Here is a 15,462-nt window from a genome sequence, read left to right on the forward strand (position 1 = left end):
CTTGCAGGTTCACGCGATGCGCTGCCGGGTTTGCGCGTCGAACAGCACCAGCTTGGACAGGTCGACCATCAGCTCGCAGCGTTCGCCGCATAGGCGCGACAGGTCCGGCCCCAGGCGGGCCGACACTTCCATGCCGCCCAGTTCCAGCATGGCCAGGGTGTCGGGGCCGGTCGGCTCCAGCACATTGATGGTGACGGGCACGCTGCGCAGCACCGCGCCGGGGCGGCCGTGTTCCACGCCGATCGCTTCCGGGCGCAGGCCGGCGATCACCTCGCGGCCCACATGGCTGTCGATGGCGGCTGACTGCGGCGGCAGCGGCAGGTCGATGGCGGCGGCGCCCTCGCCCACCAGCAAATGCAGTGCGTCGCCGCGCCGCTCGACGCGCGCCGGCAGCAGATTCATCGACGGTGAACCCATGAAAGTGGCGACAAAGGTATTGGCCGGCGTGTTGTAGATCTCGGCCGGCGTGCCCAGTTGCTGCAGGATGCCGCCCTTCATCACGGCGATGCGCGTGGCCAGGGTCATGGCCTCGATCTGGTCGTGCGTGACATACACGATGGTGGCGCCCAGGCGCTGGTGCAGCTTCTTGATTTCGGTGCGCATGTCGACCCGCAGCTTGGCGTCCAGGTTGGACAGCGGCTCGTCGAACAGGAAGATCTTCGGGTCGCGCACCAGCGCGCGCCCCATCGCCACGCGCTGGCGCTGGCCGCCCGACAATTGCCCCGGGCGGCGGTCCAGCAGGTGTTCGATCTGCAGCAGCCGCGCCGCATCCTGCACCGCCTTGTCGCGCGCAGGCTTGGGCACCTTGCGCATTTCCAGGCCGAAGCTGATGTTCTGCCCCACCGTCATGTTCGGGTACAGCGCATAGCTCTGGAACACCATGGCGATATCGCGCTCGCTCGGATGCAGGTCGTTGACCTTGTCCTTGCCGATGCGGATTTCGCCGCCGGAGAGGGTGTCCAGGCCGGCGATCAGCGACAGCAAGGTGGACTTGCCGCAGCCCGAAGGGCCGACCAGCACCAGGAAATCGCCATCTTCCACGTCGATATTAATATCGCGCAGGATTTCGGTGGCGCCGTAGGACTTGCTGACATTCGATACGTATAAAGAAGACATGATTTACCCCTTGACTGAGCCGGCCATCAGGCCGCGCACGAAATAACGACCGCCGACGACATACACCAGCAGCGTGGGCAGCGCGGCGATCATCGCCGTGGCCATCTGCACGTTGTATTCCTTGACGCCGGTCGAGGTGTTGACGATATTGTTCAGCGCGACCGTGATCGGCGCCGCGCTGCCGGTGGTGAACGAGGCGCCGAACAGGAAGTCGTTCCAGATATTGGTGAACTGCCAGATCACGGTGACCGTAATGATGGGCACCGAATTGGGCAGCAGGATGCGAAAGAAGATGCGGAAAAACCGTGCGCCGTCGATCATCGCCGCCTTGACCAGTTCATCGGGAAAAGCGATGTAGTAGTTGCGGAAGTACAGCGTGGTAAAGCACAGGCCGTACACCACGTGCACGAAGGCCAGGCCGGTGATCGACTGCGCCAGCCCCACCTTGCCGAGGAAGGTGGCCATCGGGATCAGCACGATCTGGAATGGAATGAAGCAGCCGAACAGCACCAGCGCGAACAGCACGTTGTCGCCCTTGAAGCGCCACTTGGTCAGCACGTAGCCGTTCAGCGCGCCGATAATGGTCGATACGGCCACGGCGCAGAACACCATGCGGAACGAGTTCCAGAAATAGCCTTTCACGCCCTCGCATTCCAGGCCCACGCAGGCCGTGCCCCAGGCTTTTTGCCAGGCGGCGGTGGTCCATTCCTGCGGCAGCGCCAGGATATTGCCCGAGTAGACCTCGGGCAGCGGTTTGAACGAGGTCAGCAGCATGACCAGCAGCGGCGTCAGGTACACCGCGGCCAGCACCAGCAGCAAGGTGTAGATCACCACGCGCGACATCGTATTGTGCTTGCCCACCACCATTTGCGGCGAGTCCCATGATTTGGCAGCCATTGTTGTCTCCTTGTTGTTATTTAATGGCCGCCAGCCGACGAGCGGGGCCGCATTTCGGAATACAGATACGGCACCATGATGGCGGCCACGGTACACAGCATCATCACGGCGCTGGCCGCGCCCATGCCCAGCTCATTGCGCGTGAAGGTGAACGAATACATGAAGGTCGACGGCAGCTCGGTCGAGTAGCCTGGTCCGGCGCCGGTCAGCGCGATCACCAGCTCATAGCTTTTCACGGCCAGGTGCACCAGGATCACCAGCGCCGAGATGAACACGGGGCGCAGCTGCGGGATGATGATGCGGCGGTAGATGGCCGGCATGCGCGCGCCGTCGATGGACGCGGCCTTGATCATTTCCTGGTCGATGCCGCGCAGGCCGGCCAGGAACATCGCCATCACGAAACCCGAGGCCTGCCAGACCGCCGCGATCACCACCGTGTAGATGGCCATGTCGTTGATGATCCAGTCGAACTCGAAGCTGGTCCAGCCCCAGTCGTGAAACAGCTTGGTCAAGCCCAGGCCGGGATTGAGTATCCACTTCCAGGCCGTGCCGGTGACGATGAAGGACAGCGCCATCGGATACAAAAAGATGGCGCGCAGCCCGCCTTCGGCGCGGATGCGCTGGTCGAGCAAAATGGCCAGGAACAGGCCGATGGCCAGGCACAGCACCACGTACAAGGTGGCGTACACGGCCAGGTTGGACACCGCCACATGCCAGCGCGGATGGTCCCACACACGCGCATATTGCAGCAGCCCGACCCAGTCGAACTTGGCGAACGCGCGCGAGCGGGTAAACGACAGCATGGTGGTCCAGGCGATAAAGCCATACACGAACACCAGGGTGATGATCAGGGTGGGGCCGAGCACGAGCTTCGGCAGCAGCGCTTCGAAGCGGTTGCGCAGCGAGCGCCGGGTCAGCGGCGCGCTTGCGCCGCGCCCGGCATTGGCGACGGCGGCCGAAGCCACCGGAGCGCGATTTTCAAGGTACATGGCGTCACCTGCAGGACAAAGAACGGAGTGGATCGGGACGGGGACGGCGAACCGGGCCCCCGCCACCCTTGCTGCTGCCGGCTTACTTCGAGCCCTCGACGGCCGCCACCAGGCGCTTGACGGCGTCGGCGGAGCTCTGGCTGGAGTTGAAGAAGTGCGTCACCACGTCATACACGGCCGTCTTCGACGCTTCCGGCATGGCCTGGCCGTGGGCGAAGCTGCCCACCATATTGCCGGCCTGCAGGGCCGAGCGCATGTCGGTCATGGCTTTCACGCCGCACTCGTCGAAACCGTCCATCGGCGTGTCGAGCCGGGCCGGCACGGCGCCCTTGGTCTGGTTGAACCTGGCCTGCGTATTCTTGTCCATGATGGCTTCGGCAAACGCGTACTGACCGGCCGTGCGCTCCTTGCCCGCCTTGAAAGTGGCAAACTGGTCGGTCACGAAGATGAAGGCGTTCTGCGTGCCCGGGTAGTGCGCGCAGACATAGTCGACACCGGGCTTCTTGCCGGCGTTGGCATATTCGCCCTTGGCCCAGTCGCCCATGATCTGCATGGCGGCCTTGCCGTTGATGACCATGGAGCTGGCCAGGTTCCAGTCGCGGCCCGAGAAGTTGGCGTCCACCATGCCGCGCAGCTTGCGCATCTGGTCGAAGGCCTTTTCCATGGTCTTCGAACCCAGCGCCTTCGGGTCCAGTCTGACCAGCGCATCGGTATAGAATCTGGTGCCGCCGGCCGACATCACGGCGCTGTCGAACAGGGTGGCGTCCTGCCAGGCCTGGCCGCCGTGGGCCAGCGGAATATAGCCGGCCTTGCGGATTTTGTCGGCCGTCACCACCAGCTCGTCGAAGGTCTGCGGCGGCGTCAGTTTCAGTTCGTCGAAGATCTTCTTGTTGATGAACAGCCAGTTGGTGCTGTGTACGCCGACCGGCACCGCGAACCAGTTGCCGCCGGCGCGGGAAAAGCGCTGGATGGGCGCCGGAATCAGCTTGTCCCAGCCGCCCTTGGCGGCGATCGCATCCAGATTGGTCAGCAAGCCTTCGTCGGCATAATCCTGCACGCTGAAGCCCAGCATCTGCATCGCGTCCGGCGGATTGTTCGACGCCACGCGCGCGCGCAGCACCGTGCGCGCCGCCTCGCCGCCGCCGCCCGCGATCGGGCTGTCCTTCCAGCTGTAGCCACGCTGCTTGAGATCGTCCTTGAGCACGCCCAGGGCCTTGGCCTCGCCACCGGAAGTCCACCAGTGCATGACCTCGACCTGTTTGACATCGGCCGCCAGTACAGGCAGGGTTTGCGCCGCGATCAGCGCGACGGCGGCGGCAGCTACGGTTTTCTTCAACATTTTCGTCTCCTTTGAACACACCCTTGTTGGGCATTTTTTGTCTGTGGGCTTGTCGGTGATTCCCTACCTTGCTTCAGGCCGCCGGGCGTGGCAGCCACCAGTTGCTTCGTCCTCCCATATGCAGTTGAATGGTTTTGGTTTCGGTGTAGTCCTCCACCGCCTGCTTGCCCAGTTCGCGGCCCACGCCGCTGGCCTTGACGCCGCCGAACGGCAGTTCCGGATAGCCGTCGAGGAAGGTATTGACCCATACGGTGCCGGCATGGACGCCGCGCGCCACCGTCAGGCAAGTGTCGATATCGCGGCTCCAGACGGCGGCCGACAGGCCGTAGGCCGTATCGTTGGCGATGCTGACCGCCTGCCGCGCGTCGTCGAACGCAATGATCACCAGCACCGGGCCGAACACTTCCTCGCGCGCGATCGGCATGTCGGGCGTCACGTCGCCGATGACGGTCGGCTCCAGGTACAGGCCGTCGGCGTCATAGCGCTTGCCGCCCAGGCGCAGGCGCGCCCCGGCCGCCACGCCCCGTTCGATATTACCGAGGATGTCGGCCATCTGCCGTTCGCTGACGATGGCGCCCACCTTGCAGTCGGGATGGAGCGGATCGCCGATCGCTACCTGGCGCGAACGCTCGACCACGGCCTGCGTGAATCGTTCGGCGATCGAGGCATGCACCAGCACCCGGCTGCCGCTGTTGCAGCATTCGCCGGCATTGAAATACACGCCGAACACCACCGCGTCGATCATGGCGTCCCAGTCGCAATCGGGAAAGACGATCTGCGGATTCTTGCCGCCCAGTTCCAGCGCCACTTTTTTCAGGCCCTTCGAGGCGATGCCGCCCAGCAGGCTGCCGACCCGGGTCGAGCCCGTGAACGACAGCATGGCAATCGCAGGGTGTTCAGCCAGCGGCTGACCGACAGTCGGTCCCTGGCCCGTGACGAGGTTGACCACGCCCGGCGGCACGCCCGCCTGCGCCAGGATCTGCATCAGGATGGCGGTGGTGCTCGACGTCAGTTCGCTGGGCTTGACGACGCAGGTGCAGCCGGCGGCCAGCGCGAACGGCAGCTTTTGCGACAGTATCCAGATCGGGAAATTCCACGGCGTGATCAGGCCCACCACGCCGATGGGCTGGCGCAGCACGATGCCCAGCATGTCCTGGCCCAGGCTGTCGTAGGCGTCGCCGCTGAGGGTGCGCGCCAGGCTGGCCGCGTACTGCCACAGGTCGACGCAGCCGCTCACTTCGCCGCGCGCCTGGGCCAGCGGCTTGCCCGTTTCCAGCGACTCCAGCAGCGCCATCTCGTCGATGCGCGCCGTGATGCCATCGGCCACCGCCAGCAGGATGCGCGCGCGCTCCACGCCTTTCAGGCCGGCCCAGCGGCCATCGTCGAACGCCCGCTGGGCGGCGCCGATCGCTTCCTCGACGTCATCGCTGCCCGCTTCGGCAAAGGTGCTGACCAAATGGCCATGGGCCGGGCTGCGCCGCTCGAAGCGCGCGCCGTCAAGCGCTTCGCGCCAGGCGCCGTCGATATACAGCTGGCCGTGGAAGACGGCGTGATCAGGCTTCGGTGCGCCGGCCAGCAGTGCAGGCGCGGCTGGCAGGGTCTGGTTATGGGTGCTCTGGTTCATCTTATTGTCCCTTGTAGTATGCCTTGCGGCGTTCGCGAAAACTGGCCATGCCCTCTTGGGCGTCGCTGGTGGTGGCCGACAGCGCGCCGGCCATCGCTTCCAGGGTGGCGCCGGTGCCGTGGCCGGCGGCGGCGTTGATCAACTGCTTGGTAAGCTGCACCGAGACCGGCGCCAGGGTGGCGATCTGCCGCGCCACCGCAATCGCCGCCGCCAGCGACTGTCCGGCTTCGGCGATCTCATCGACCAGGCCGATCGCCAGCGCACGCTGCGCATCGATGCGGCGCGCCGTCAGCGCCATCGCCTTGACGTGGGCCGGGCCGATCAGCGACACCAGGCGCTGCGTGCCGGACCATCCCGGGCAGGTGGCGATGCTGGCCTCGGGCAGCGCAAAGGTGGCGCCAGGATCGGCGACGCGGATATCGGCCACGGCGGCCAGCTCCAGGCCGCCGCCCATGGCCGGGCCATTGATGGCGGCCACCACCGGCAGGCGCAGCCCGGCCCAGCGGTCGAACACGCGGTGGCCGCGCGTGACCCAGCGGCGCCACATGTCCAGCGGCGCCAGCGCCGCCCATTCATTGATATCGGCGCCCACGCAAAAAGCCCGTTCGCCGGCGCCGGTCAGCACCACCGCGCGCAAGCCGGTGTCGGCTTCCAGCGCATCGGCCGCCGCTTCCAGCTGGTCCAGCATGGCCGGCGTCAGTGCATTGAGCTTGGCCGGCCGGTCCAGGGTGACGATGGCGATCTCGCCGCGCGTTTCAATCCGGATCAGGTCTGCTTCAGCCATGGCGGGCCTCCTTCAGTTGCAGTGCAAATGGCGCATCGGTAAAGATGACCGCATCCATCAGTTTCAGGTCTGGCGAGACCGCCAGGGCAAAGCCGGCCTGGTCGAGAATGTCGCGCTGCAGCTCGACGCCGGGCGCGATTTCCGTCAGTTCCAGCCCGCAATCCGTCAGGCGCATCACGCAGCGCTCCGTGACATACAGCACTTCCTGGCCCCGCTCGCGTCCCATGCGGCCGCTGAAGGTGACGTGGTCGACCTCGGCGACCAGCTTGCGCTTGCCTTCCCTGAGGATGGACAGCTTGCCGTCGCCCACCGCCAGCTGCGCGCCGGCCGTGAAGTAGCCGCTGAAGACCAGCCGTCGCGCATGGGTGGTGATGTCGATAAAGCCGCCGCAGCCGGCCGTCAGGTAGGGTTTGCTGGGCAGGCGCGAGACATTCACATGGCCGTGCCGGTCGATCTGCAAAAACGACAGCAGCGAGACGTCAAAGCCGCCGCCCTGGAAATACACGAACTGCGACGGCGACGGCATGATGGCGTCGGCATTGCCGGCGCAGCCGAAGGCAAAGCCCAGCAGCGGCACGCCGCCGACGGCGCCCTGCTCGATCACCCAGGTCACGTCGTCGCGATAGCCCTCTTCCAGCAAAATGCGCGGCACGTTGGCGGAAATGCCGAAGCCCAGGTTGACGGCGTCGCCGTGCGCCACTTCCATCGCGGCGCGGCGCGCGATGATCTTGTCGGCATGCCATTCGGCATAGGCAAAGGCGCTGTCGGGCAGCTTGATTTCACCGCTGATTTCCGGGTCGTAGGCGATCTGCGTGGTTTGCTGCTGCTGCGGGTCGACCACAATCACGTCGACCAGGTTGCATGGAATATGCACGGACTGGGTCGGCAGGGAGCCGGCCTTGACCACGCGCTTGACCTGGGCGATCACGATGCCGCCGTTGTTGCGGGCGGCCAGCGCCTGGTCGCGCCCGCCCAGCAAGGCGCCTTCATGCTCGAACGACAGGTTGCCCTTTTCGTCGGCGGTGGTGGCGCGCACGATGGCCACCCGCGGCACCACATTCTGGTAGTGCAGCCACTCCTCGCCGCCGAACATCACTTTCGACACCACGGGATCGGCCGCGGCGCGCGCATTCATGGCACCGCCCTGGCGCTCCGGATCGACGAAGGTGTCGAGGCCGACCCTGGTCAGCACGCCCGGGCGCCTGGCGGCCACTTCGCGGTGCATGTCGAACAGCACGCCGCTGGGCAGGTTGAAGGCGCGCACCTGGTTGTCTTCGATCAGGCGCCAGATGGCCGGCATCGGCAGGCTGGACGGGCCACTGGGGAACGAGCCGGCGATAATCGTATCGATCAGGCCGGGCCTGGCCAGGTGGTCGATGCCCTTGATGCCATACATGTCGCCGGCGGCGATCGGGTGCAGCATGGTCAGCGCACGCGGATGCTGCTCTTCGTCATAGCGCGCGCCGATGGCGGCCAGCAGCGCATCGGGGCATCCCAGGCCGCTCGACGAGCTGACCGTGACGACGTCGCCGTCTTTGATCAGGCGTGCGGCGTCCGCCATTGTCATGACTTTACTTGCTACCACGGTGTTTCTCCTGGTTTTTTAAGGGGTGTTTATTTGCCGAAGCGGCTGTCGACCGTGACATGCGCACCCGACTGCGCCGACTGCGCCAGCGCGAGGGCCGCCAGCAGCGAGCGGTAGCCGTCCTGGCCGGTGGCGGCAGGCGTGCCCTCGCCGGCGATGGCGGCATGGAAGCGCTGCACGGCGTAGTCGTACAGGCTGGCGTGTTCGACCTCGATCACGCGTTCGCCATCGGCGCTGCGCAGCACGATCTCGCCCACCGGGCGCTGCGTCATCACGTCGCGCGCAAACAGCGAGCCTTGCGTGCCGTGCAGTTCCAGGCCGGTCGGCGCGAACGGCACCGTAAAGGCATCGTGCAGCTGCGCCAGCACGCCCTGGCGGAAACGGATGATGGACATCACGCCGTCGGCCAGGCCGGCCGAACCCATGCTGCCGGCGGCCGTCATGGCGCTCACTTCCACCGGCTCATCGTCGAGGATATAGCGCAAGGTGTCCACGTCGTGCACCGAGATATCGAGGATCACGCCGCCGCCCGCCTCGGGCTGTTCCACCCTCCAGCCGCGCAGTTGCGGCGGCAGCGAGACGGCGTGGAAGACGCGTGCGAACAAGGGCTTGCCGATGCCGCCGGCACGCAGCTGCTCGCGCAGCGCGCGGTGGGTAGCGGCGCAGCGCAGGTGGTGGTTGGTGCCCAGCACCACGCCCTGTTCGGCGCAGACGGCTATCATCTGCTGCGCATCTTCGGCGCTCAGCGCCAGCGGTTTTTCGCACAGCACGTGCTTGCCGGCGCGGGCGGCGGCCAGCGCCTGCGGCAAATGCTTTTCATTGGTGCTGCTGATATAGACGGCGTCGATGGCGGGATCGGCCAGCACCGCGTCCAGATCGATGGCATGGCGGGGGATGGCGTTTTTCTGCGCAAAATCGCTGGCGCGCTGCGCGTCGCCGCTGACCACCACGGCGATCACGCCGCCCTGGGCGCGGATGGCGGCGATCATGAACTGGTCGGCGATGGTGCTGGCGCCCACGAGCGCCCAATGTACTGGTGTCTGCATGAAAGTCTCCTTATTGGAACGTTCCAATTTTTTGTTATGGTGTTTCTGCTGGATTGAACTGTAGTGCCTTATACTGCCAATGTCAAACCTTTTTGGAACGTTCCAATTGTGCATAGCAACATGAAAAAATCTGCCCCCACCATCCAGGACATCGCCCAGGCGGCCGGCGTATCGAAGTCCACCGTCTCGCTGGTGCTGCAGGAAAGCCCGCGCATCAAGCCCGATACGGCCGCCAAGGTGCGTGCGGCGGCGCAGCAGCTCGGCTATGTCTACAACCAGGGCGCGGCCATGCTGCGCGGCCGGCGCAGCACCACCATCGGCATGGTCATCAACGACCTGACCAACCCCTTTTTTGTGGAGCTGCTGGTGGCCATCGAGCGCGTGCTGATGGAGGCCGGCTACACCACCCTGATGGCGCACACGGCCGAAAGCGCCGGGACGCAGACGCGGGTGCTGCAGTCGATGCGCGAACAGAATGTGGCCGGTCTGATCATGTCGCCCGCGCTGGGCACCTCCGGCACCCTGGCCGGCGAAATCGCGGCCTGGGGCATTCCGCTGGTGCTGGTGATGCGGCCGATGGACGCCGAGGTCGACACCGTCGGCGTCGACAACCATCACGGCTTCCTGCTGGCCACCGAACACCTGATCGCCCAGGGCCACACGCGCATCGCCTTTGTCGGCAACCGCAAGGGCTACACGGTGGCGACCCAGCGCATCGGCGGCTACCAGGCGGCGATGGCCAAGCACGGCCTGCCCGTCAGCGACGCCTGGCTGATCGACGTCGAACTGTCGCCGCAGGGCGGGCGCGAAGCCGTGCGCGCCCTCTTCGACATGAAGCCCCGCCCTACCGCCGTGGTCTGCTATAACGACCAGGTGGCGATCGGCGTGCTGCACCAGCTCGACACCATGGGCAAGCGCGCGGGCAAGGCGCTGGCGGTGGTCGGCTGCGACAATATCGTGGCCGCCGAACACACCAACCCGCCGCTGACGACACTGTCGGCCGGCGCCGAAAAGCTGGGCACGATCGCCAGCCTGACCCTGCTCGAACGCCTGCGCAACCCCACGCCGGCGGCGCCGCCGGTGCAGCATTTCGAGGCGCCGCGGCTGATCGTGCGCGAATCGAGCATCGGCGCCAGGAAAATCGCCAAGGACTAGCCGCCGGCCGCCGCCAGCATGCGCTGCACCGTGTCGATATTGAATTGCAGGCGCGCCTTCAGGGCCGCGTCCTGCGTGAAATTGAAGCCGAACAGGTGTTCGCCAGTGTACTGGTTGGTCAGGTAGTAATACGAAATGGCGGCCAGGGTGATGCACAGCTGCACCGGGTCGACCCCGGCGCGGAACACCTTGAGCGCCACGCCCCGGTCGAGGATGCGGGTGACCAGGGCGACATAGCTGTCCTGCATTTCGCGCAGGCCGCTCTTGCCGTCCAGGTGGCGGCCCTTGTGCAGGTTGGCGCTGTTGACCAGGGTGATGAACTCCGGGTTCTCGATATAGTAATTCCAGGTGAACTCGACCAGCTTGCTCATCGCCTCCATCGGCGGCAGCGCCTCCAGGTTCAGCGCCATCTCGCGCGAGCGGATCTTTTCGTATTCGGCCGCGATCACTTCGGCGAACAGGTCATCCTTGCCGCCGAAATAATGGTAGATCATGCGCTTGTTCGAACCCGAGCGTTCCGCGATATCGTCCACGCGCGCGCCACCGAGGCCGGAGGCGGCGAACTCCGCGCGCGCCGCCTGCAAAATGCTGTCGCGCGTCGCATCGGCGTTACGCGCCCGAAATACCATTTTTGTTCCCATGATTGCCCTGTTCCTTGGCTGATTGTCCAGCATCTTCTTGCCCGCATTATAGCCGTCCGATGTCGAAAACTGGCGCGCCGCTAGAGCGCCTTGCTCAGTTCCGGCACGGCCTCGAACAGGTCCGCCACCAGGCCATAGTCGGCCGCCTGGAAGATGGGCGCGTCCGCATCGCTGTTGATGGCGACGATGACTTTCGCGTCCTTCATGCCGGCCAGGTGCTGGATCGCGCCCGAGATGCCCACCGCGATGTACACCTGCGGCGCCACCACCCTGCCCGTCTGGCCGATCTGGTAGTCGTTCGGCACGTAACCGGCGTCGACGGCCGCGCGCGAGGCGCCCAGGGCGGCGCCCAGCTTGTCGGCCAGCGGTTCGAGCAGGCGCGCATAGTTCTCGCCGCTGCCCAGGCCGCGCCCGCCCGAGACGATGATCTTCGCCGCGCCCAGCTCGGGCCGCTCCGAGCTGGCCAGGGCGCGCGACACCAGGCGCGACAAGCCCGTGTCGGCGGCCGGCGCCAGCGCCTCGATCGCCGCATCGCCGCCACCCTCGGCGACAGGATCGAAGACCGTGGTGCGTACGGTTGCCACCTTGACGGCGTCAATGCTGGTGACGGTGGCCAGCACATTGCCCGCATAGATGGGGCGCACGAAGGTATCGGGCGACACGATGGCGCTGATCTCGGAAATCTGCGCCACGTCCAGCAGCGCGGCCACGCGCGGCAAGGCATTCTTGCCATAGGTGCTGGCCGGCGCCAGGATATGGCTGTAGGGCGCTGCATGGGCCACCACCAGCGCGGCCAGGTTTTCCGCCGTCTGCGCGGCATAATGGGGCGCGTCGGCCAGCAGCACTTTTGTCACGCCCTGCAGCCGCGCCGCCTGGGCGGCCACCGCCGCGCAATCGCTGCCGGCCACCAGCACGTGGACCTCGCCACCCAGCCGCAGCGCCGCGGCGACGGTATTGAGGGTGGCGCCATGCAGGCGTTGTTGATCGTGTTCGGCAATAACAAGTGTGGTCATCAGATTACCTTCGCTTCCAGTGTCAGTTTCGAGATCAGTTCGGCCACATCGGCCACCTTGACGCCGGCGGCGCGCGGCGCCGGTTCGCTGACGCGCACGATGCTGTAGCGCGGTTCAAGCGCGGCCGCAGCGACGCCCAGTTCGGCCGGCGTGACGGTGGCCAGCGGCTTTTTCTTGGCCTTCATGATGTTCGGCAGCGTCACGTAGCGCGGCTCGTTCAGGCGCAGGTCGGCGCTGATCACGGCCGGCAAGGTCACTTGCAGGGTTTCCAGGCCGCCGTCCACTTCGCGCGTGACGGTGGCTTCATTGCCGTCCAGCGTGATGGCGGACGCGAACGTCGCCTGCGGCCAGCCGGCCAGCGCGGCCAGCATCTGCCCCACCTGGTTGGCGTCGTCGTCGACCGCCTGCTTGCCGCACAGGACCAGCTGCGGCGTTTCACGATCGCAGACGGCTTTGAGCAGCCTGGCGACGGCCAATGGCTGCAGTTCGGCGTCGCTGTGGACCAGGATGGCGCGGTCGGCGCCGATCGCCAGCGCATTGCGCAGCACGTCCTGGCAGGCCGCCACGCCGCACGACACGGCGACGATTTCGGTGGCGAGGCCCGCTTCCTTCAGGCGCACCGCCTGCTCGACGGCGATTTCATCGAAGGGGTTCATGCTCATCTTGACATTGGCCAGCTCGACGCCGCTGCCGTCCATCTTGACGCGCACCTTGACGTTGTAGTCCACTACCCGCTTGACGGGGACGAGTATCTTCATTGTTGCTCCATCGTGAGAAATTGAGTGAGTTACTTGACCATATGCAGCTTGCTGCGGTCGATGGTCAGCGCGATGGCGACGATCAGCATCAGGCCGAACACGAACTGCTGCGACTGCGCCGGCACTTCCAGGTAGACCATGCCGGTGCGGATCACCGCCACGATCAGGGTGCCGACAAAGGTGTTCAGGACGCCGCCGACGCCGCCCGACAGCGAGGTGCCGCCCACCAGCACGGCGACAATCGCCGGCAGCAGAAAGCCTTCGGCCACGTTCGGCCCGCCGCCGGCCAGGCGGGCGGCAAAGATCAGGCCGGCCGCCGCCGCCAGCGCGCCGGAAATGGCGTAGGCGGCGATCTTGTAGCGGTCGACGCGGATGCCCGAGGCCAGCGCCGCCAGTTCGCCGCAGCCGATCGCCTTCAATACGCGGCCGAACGTGGTGCGACGCTCCAGGAACAGCAGCACCGCCAGCAAGGCCAGCGCGATCAGCACTTCGTGCGGAATGGCCAGGGTGGCGCCATAGATCCAGCCATAGCCCTGCGTGCGCAGCTCGGCGTCCATCGACACCGACTGCTGTTTCGAGACATACGCGCCCAGCGACAGGGCGATGCCGCCCAGCGCCAGGGTGGCGATAAACGACGGCACCTTCAGCTTGGTCGAGGCGACGCCGGAAGCGCCGCCCAGCAGCGCGCCGGCCAGCAGCACCAGCAGGGACGTCCACGGTCCGCCCAGCGGCAGCGCGACGGTGGCCAGCACGGTGGCCATATTGGCCAGCGATTGCGACGACAGGTCGATGCCGCCGATATAGATCACCAGCGTGATCCCCAGCGCCATCACGAACAGGGCGGCAACGTCGGAGACCATCTGCAGCAGGTTGGCCGGCTGCAGGAACTCGGGGTGGGCCAGGCTGACCAGCAGCGCCAGCACCACCAGCGTCAGCCACGGAAAGTGGGCGCGCAGTTTTTCTATCTTCATCTTGGTCTCGCAGTATCAGGAGTGGAGTGAGCAGGGCTCAGGTCATGTGGTGCACCAGGTCGAACGGCGTCGGCTTGGCGCCCGGCACGCAGTCGAAGCGGTGGCGGATGCGCTGGTCCTTGAGCACCACGATGGTGTGCGACAGGCCGATCGCCTCTTCCAGCGTGTCGGCCATCAGCAGCACGCCGCAACCGTCCGCACACATTTCGCGTATCACCTCGTAGATGCCCTCCTTGGCGCCGATATCGACGCCGCGCGTGGGGTGGTCGAGCAGGATGATGTCCGAGCCGCCGCTGCGCCATTTGGCGATCACCACTTTCTGCTGGTTGCCGCCCGAAAGCTTGCCCGCATTGGCGTGCACCGACGGCGCCTTGATCGCCAGTCGCGCCATCCACTGCGCGGCGGTGGTCTTTTCGGCCGCCATGCGCAGTACCCCTGCCCGGCTGTAATTGCCCAGCTGCGACAAGGTCATGTTTTCGCACACCGACATGCCGTCGACGATGCCCTCGATCTTGCGTTCGCGCGGGATATAACCCATGCCGCCCGCCACCGCCCTGGCCGCGCTCTGGCCCTTGATGGCTTGCCCCTTGAGGCGCAGGCTGCCGGAGGTCGGCTGCTCCAGGCCGAACAGGGTGCGCAGGATGGCTTCGCCGCCGCTGCCCTCCACGCCCACCAGGCTGAGCACCTCGCCGCGGTGCAGGCGCAGGCTGATGTCCTGGTAGTGACCCTTGCGGCACAAGCCGTCCAGTTCCACCAGCACCTCGGCGCCATGCGGCAGCTGCTTGTCTTCGCGGTAGTATTCGACGCTGATCTCGCGCCCCACCATCTGCTGCTGGATCTGCTCGACCTGCGCCTGCGCGCTGTCGACCACGCTGACCACCTCGCCGTCCTTCATCACATAGATGCGGTCCGAAATCTCGATCACCTCGTCAAGCCGGTGCGACACAAAAATGAACGCGGCGCGCGAGCGCAGTTCGCGGATCAGCTTGAACAGCAGCTGGGTTTCCTCTTTCGACAGCACCGAGGTCGGCTCGTCGAGCAGGATCACCAGCTGGCCGTCGACCCGCTCTTCCAGGGTCAGCACCTTGGCCAGTTCCACCATCTGGCGCTGGGCGAACGACAGGCGCGAGGTGATGGTCTTCGGGTCGATATCGAGGTGCACCTTGTTCAGCTGCAGGCGGGCGGCGGCCGCCATCGTCTTCCAGTTAATCACGCCGAACGACGAGAACTGCTGTTCGAAGCCGAGGAAGATGTTTTCCATCACGCTCAGGTTGGGCAGCAGCGACTGTTCCTGGAACACCATGCCGATGCCGGCCTGCATGGCGGCACGGGGGCTGGCGAAGCGGGTCGGCTTGCCGTCGATCAGGATCTCGCCGCCATCGTGCTGGTAGCTGCCGTACAGCACCTTCATCAGGGTCGACTTGCCGGCGCCGTTCTCGCCGACCAGGCCGATGATCTCGCCGTTGCCCACCTTGAAATCGACACCCTTCAGGGCGCGCACATTGGGGAAGTTCTTTTCTACTTTGCGAAATTCGAGCATGGCG

Annotated in this window: 14 protein-coding genes; 1 reads left to right on the top strand and 13 read right to left on the bottom strand. The window is 65.9% G+C overall.

Features of this window, described 5'->3' with window-relative positions:
• Positions 1-9: 9 nt before the first annotated feature.
• From ACP7B7_RS08185 to ACP7B7_RS08220, 8 genes are all read right to left on the bottom strand, one after another.
• Entirely contained in the window at positions 10-1,116 is a 1,107-nt protein-coding gene (locus ACP7B7_RS08185; protein ID WP_426076321.1) for an ABC transporter ATP-binding protein, read from the bottom strand.
• Between the two features lie 3 nt (positions 1,117-1,119).
• Positions 1,120-2,013: a carbohydrate ABC transporter permease gene (locus tag ACP7B7_RS08190; protein ID WP_426076322.1), complete on the bottom strand. Its 894-nt coding sequence runs from the start codon at positions 2,011-2,013 to the stop codon at positions 1,120-1,122.
• 20 nt (positions 2,014-2,033) lie between these two features.
• Complete coding sequence (locus ACP7B7_RS08195; protein ID WP_426076323.1) at positions 2,034-3,002, bottom strand: carbohydrate ABC transporter permease; 969 nt, start codon at positions 3,000-3,002, stop codon at positions 2,034-2,036.
• Positions 3,003-3,084: 82 nt separating this feature from the next.
• Positions 3,085-4,341, bottom strand: coding sequence for an ABC transporter substrate-binding protein (locus ACP7B7_RS08200; RefSeq protein ID WP_426076324.1), 1,257 nt, complete (start codon positions 4,339-4,341; stop codon positions 3,085-3,087).
• Between the two features lie 73 nt (positions 4,342-4,414).
• Complete coding sequence (locus ACP7B7_RS08205) at positions 4,415-5,965, bottom strand: aldehyde dehydrogenase family protein (protein WP_426076325.1); 1,551 nt, start codon at positions 5,963-5,965, stop codon at positions 4,415-4,417.
• A gap of 1 nt (position 5,966) precedes the next feature.
• Entirely contained in the window at positions 5,967-6,749 is a 783-nt protein-coding gene (locus tag ACP7B7_RS08210) for an enoyl-CoA hydratase/isomerase family protein (protein WP_426076326.1), read from the bottom strand.
• Entirely contained in the window at positions 6,742-8,316 is a 1,575-nt protein-coding gene (locus ACP7B7_RS08215; RefSeq protein ID WP_426076327.1) for an acyl CoA:acetate/3-ketoacid CoA transferase, read from the bottom strand. The genes ACP7B7_RS08210 and ACP7B7_RS08215 overlap by 8 nt, the downstream gene beginning before the upstream one ends.
• Positions 8,317-8,363: 47 nt before the next feature.
• Positions 8,364-9,380, bottom strand: a complete 1,017-nt coding sequence (locus ACP7B7_RS08220) for a Gfo/Idh/MocA family protein (protein WP_426076328.1) — start codon at positions 9,378-9,380, stop codon at positions 8,364-8,366.
• 120 nt (positions 9,381-9,500) lie between these two features.
• Here ACP7B7_RS08220 and ACP7B7_RS08225 point away from each other — a divergent pair, with 120 nt between their 5' ends.
• Positions 9,501-10,535: a LacI family DNA-binding transcriptional regulator gene (locus ACP7B7_RS08225; RefSeq protein ID WP_308920742.1), complete on the top strand. Its 1,035-nt coding sequence runs from the start codon at positions 9,501-9,503 to the stop codon at positions 10,533-10,535.
• On the opposite strand, the gene ACP7B7_RS08230 is transcribed toward ACP7B7_RS08225, so the two are convergent.
• From ACP7B7_RS08230 to ACP7B7_RS08250, 5 genes are all read right to left on the bottom strand, one after another.
• Complete coding sequence (locus ACP7B7_RS08230; protein WP_308920741.1) at positions 10,532-11,176, bottom strand: TetR/AcrR family transcriptional regulator; 645 nt, start codon at positions 11,174-11,176, stop codon at positions 10,532-10,534. The genes ACP7B7_RS08225 and ACP7B7_RS08230 overlap by 4 nt on opposite strands.
• An 80-nt stretch (positions 11,177-11,256) precedes the next feature.
• Positions 11,257-12,189, bottom strand: a complete 933-nt coding sequence (locus ACP7B7_RS08235; RefSeq protein ID WP_308920740.1) for an electron transfer flavoprotein subunit alpha/FixB family protein — start codon at positions 12,187-12,189, stop codon at positions 11,257-11,259.
• Positions 12,189-12,947 carry an electron transfer flavoprotein subunit beta/FixA family protein gene (locus ACP7B7_RS08240; RefSeq protein WP_308920739.1) on the bottom strand — a complete coding sequence of 253 codons (759 nt, stop codon included), beginning with the start codon at positions 12,945-12,947 and terminating at the stop codon, positions 12,189-12,191. Before ACP7B7_RS08240 ends, ACP7B7_RS08235 begins: the two co-directional genes overlap by 1 nt.
• A 29-nt stretch (positions 12,948-12,976) precedes the next feature.
• A complete protein-coding gene (locus tag ACP7B7_RS08245; protein WP_426076329.1) occupies positions 12,977-13,918 on the bottom strand; it encodes an ABC transporter permease in 942 nt (313 codons plus the stop codon).
• 37 nt (positions 13,919-13,955) lie between these two features.
• The gene (locus tag ACP7B7_RS08250; RefSeq protein WP_426076330.1) at positions 13,956-15,458 is read right to left on the bottom strand and encodes a sugar ABC transporter ATP-binding protein; all 1,503 of its coding nucleotides are present in this window, start codon (positions 15,456-15,458) and stop codon (positions 13,956-13,958) included.
• Positions 15,459-15,462: the final 4 nt, after the last annotated feature.

It is taken from the genome of Janthinobacterium sp. PSPC3-1 (assembly GCF_049896105.1).
Classification (GTDB): Bacteria; Pseudomonadota; Gammaproteobacteria; order Burkholderiales; family Burkholderiaceae_D; genus Janthinobacterium.

Bases quoted from the DNA above. Each gene is read 5' to 3' on its own strand.
- ACP7B7_RS08185 (WP_426076321.1), bottom strand. From the start codon at position 1,116: ATGTCTTCTTTATACGTATCGAATGTCAGCAAGTCCTACGGCGCCACC.
- ACP7B7_RS08190 (WP_426076322.1), bottom strand. From the start codon at position 2,013: ATGGCTGCCAAATCATGGGACTCGCCGCAAATGGTGGTGGGCAAGCAC.
- ACP7B7_RS08195 (WP_426076323.1), bottom strand. From the start codon at position 3,002: ATGTACCTTGAAAATCGCGCTCCGGTGGCTTCGGCCGCCGTCGCCAAT.
- ACP7B7_RS08200 (WP_426076324.1), bottom strand. From the start codon at position 4,341: ATGTTGAAGAAAACCGTAGCTGCCGCCGCCGTCGCGCTGATCGCGGCG.
- ACP7B7_RS08205 (WP_426076325.1), bottom strand. From the start codon at position 5,965: ATGAACCAGAGCACCCATAACCAGACCCTGCCAGCCGCGCCTGCACTG.
- ACP7B7_RS08210 (WP_426076326.1), bottom strand. From the start codon at position 6,749: ATGGCTGAAGCAGACCTGATCCGGATTGAAACGCGCGGCGAGATCGCC.
- ACP7B7_RS08215 (WP_426076327.1), bottom strand. From the start codon at position 8,316: ATGACAATGGCGGACGCCGCACGCCTGATCAAAGACGGCGACGTCGTC.
- ACP7B7_RS08220 (WP_426076328.1), bottom strand. From the start codon at position 9,380: ATGCAGACACCAGTACATTGGGCGCTCGTGGGCGCCAGCACCATCGCC.
- ACP7B7_RS08225 (WP_308920742.1), top strand. From the start codon at position 9,501: ATGAAAAAATCTGCCCCCACCATCCAGGACATCGCCCAGGCGGCCGGC.
- ACP7B7_RS08230 (WP_308920741.1), bottom strand. From the start codon at position 11,176: ATGGGAACAAAAATGGTATTTCGGGCGCGTAACGCCGATGCGACGCGC.
- ACP7B7_RS08235 (WP_308920740.1), bottom strand. From the start codon at position 12,189: ATGACCACACTTGTTATTGCCGAACACGATCAACAACGCCTGCATGGC.
- ACP7B7_RS08240 (WP_308920739.1), bottom strand. From the start codon at position 12,947: ATGAAGATACTCGTCCCCGTCAAGCGGGTAGTGGACTACAACGTCAAG.
- ACP7B7_RS08245 (WP_426076329.1), bottom strand. From the start codon at position 13,918: ATGAAGATAGAAAAACTGCGCGCCCACTTTCCGTGGCTGACGCTGGTG.
- ACP7B7_RS08250 (WP_426076330.1), bottom strand. From the start codon at position 15,458: ATGCTCGAATTTCGCAAAGTAGAAAAGAACTTCCCCAATGTGCGCGCC.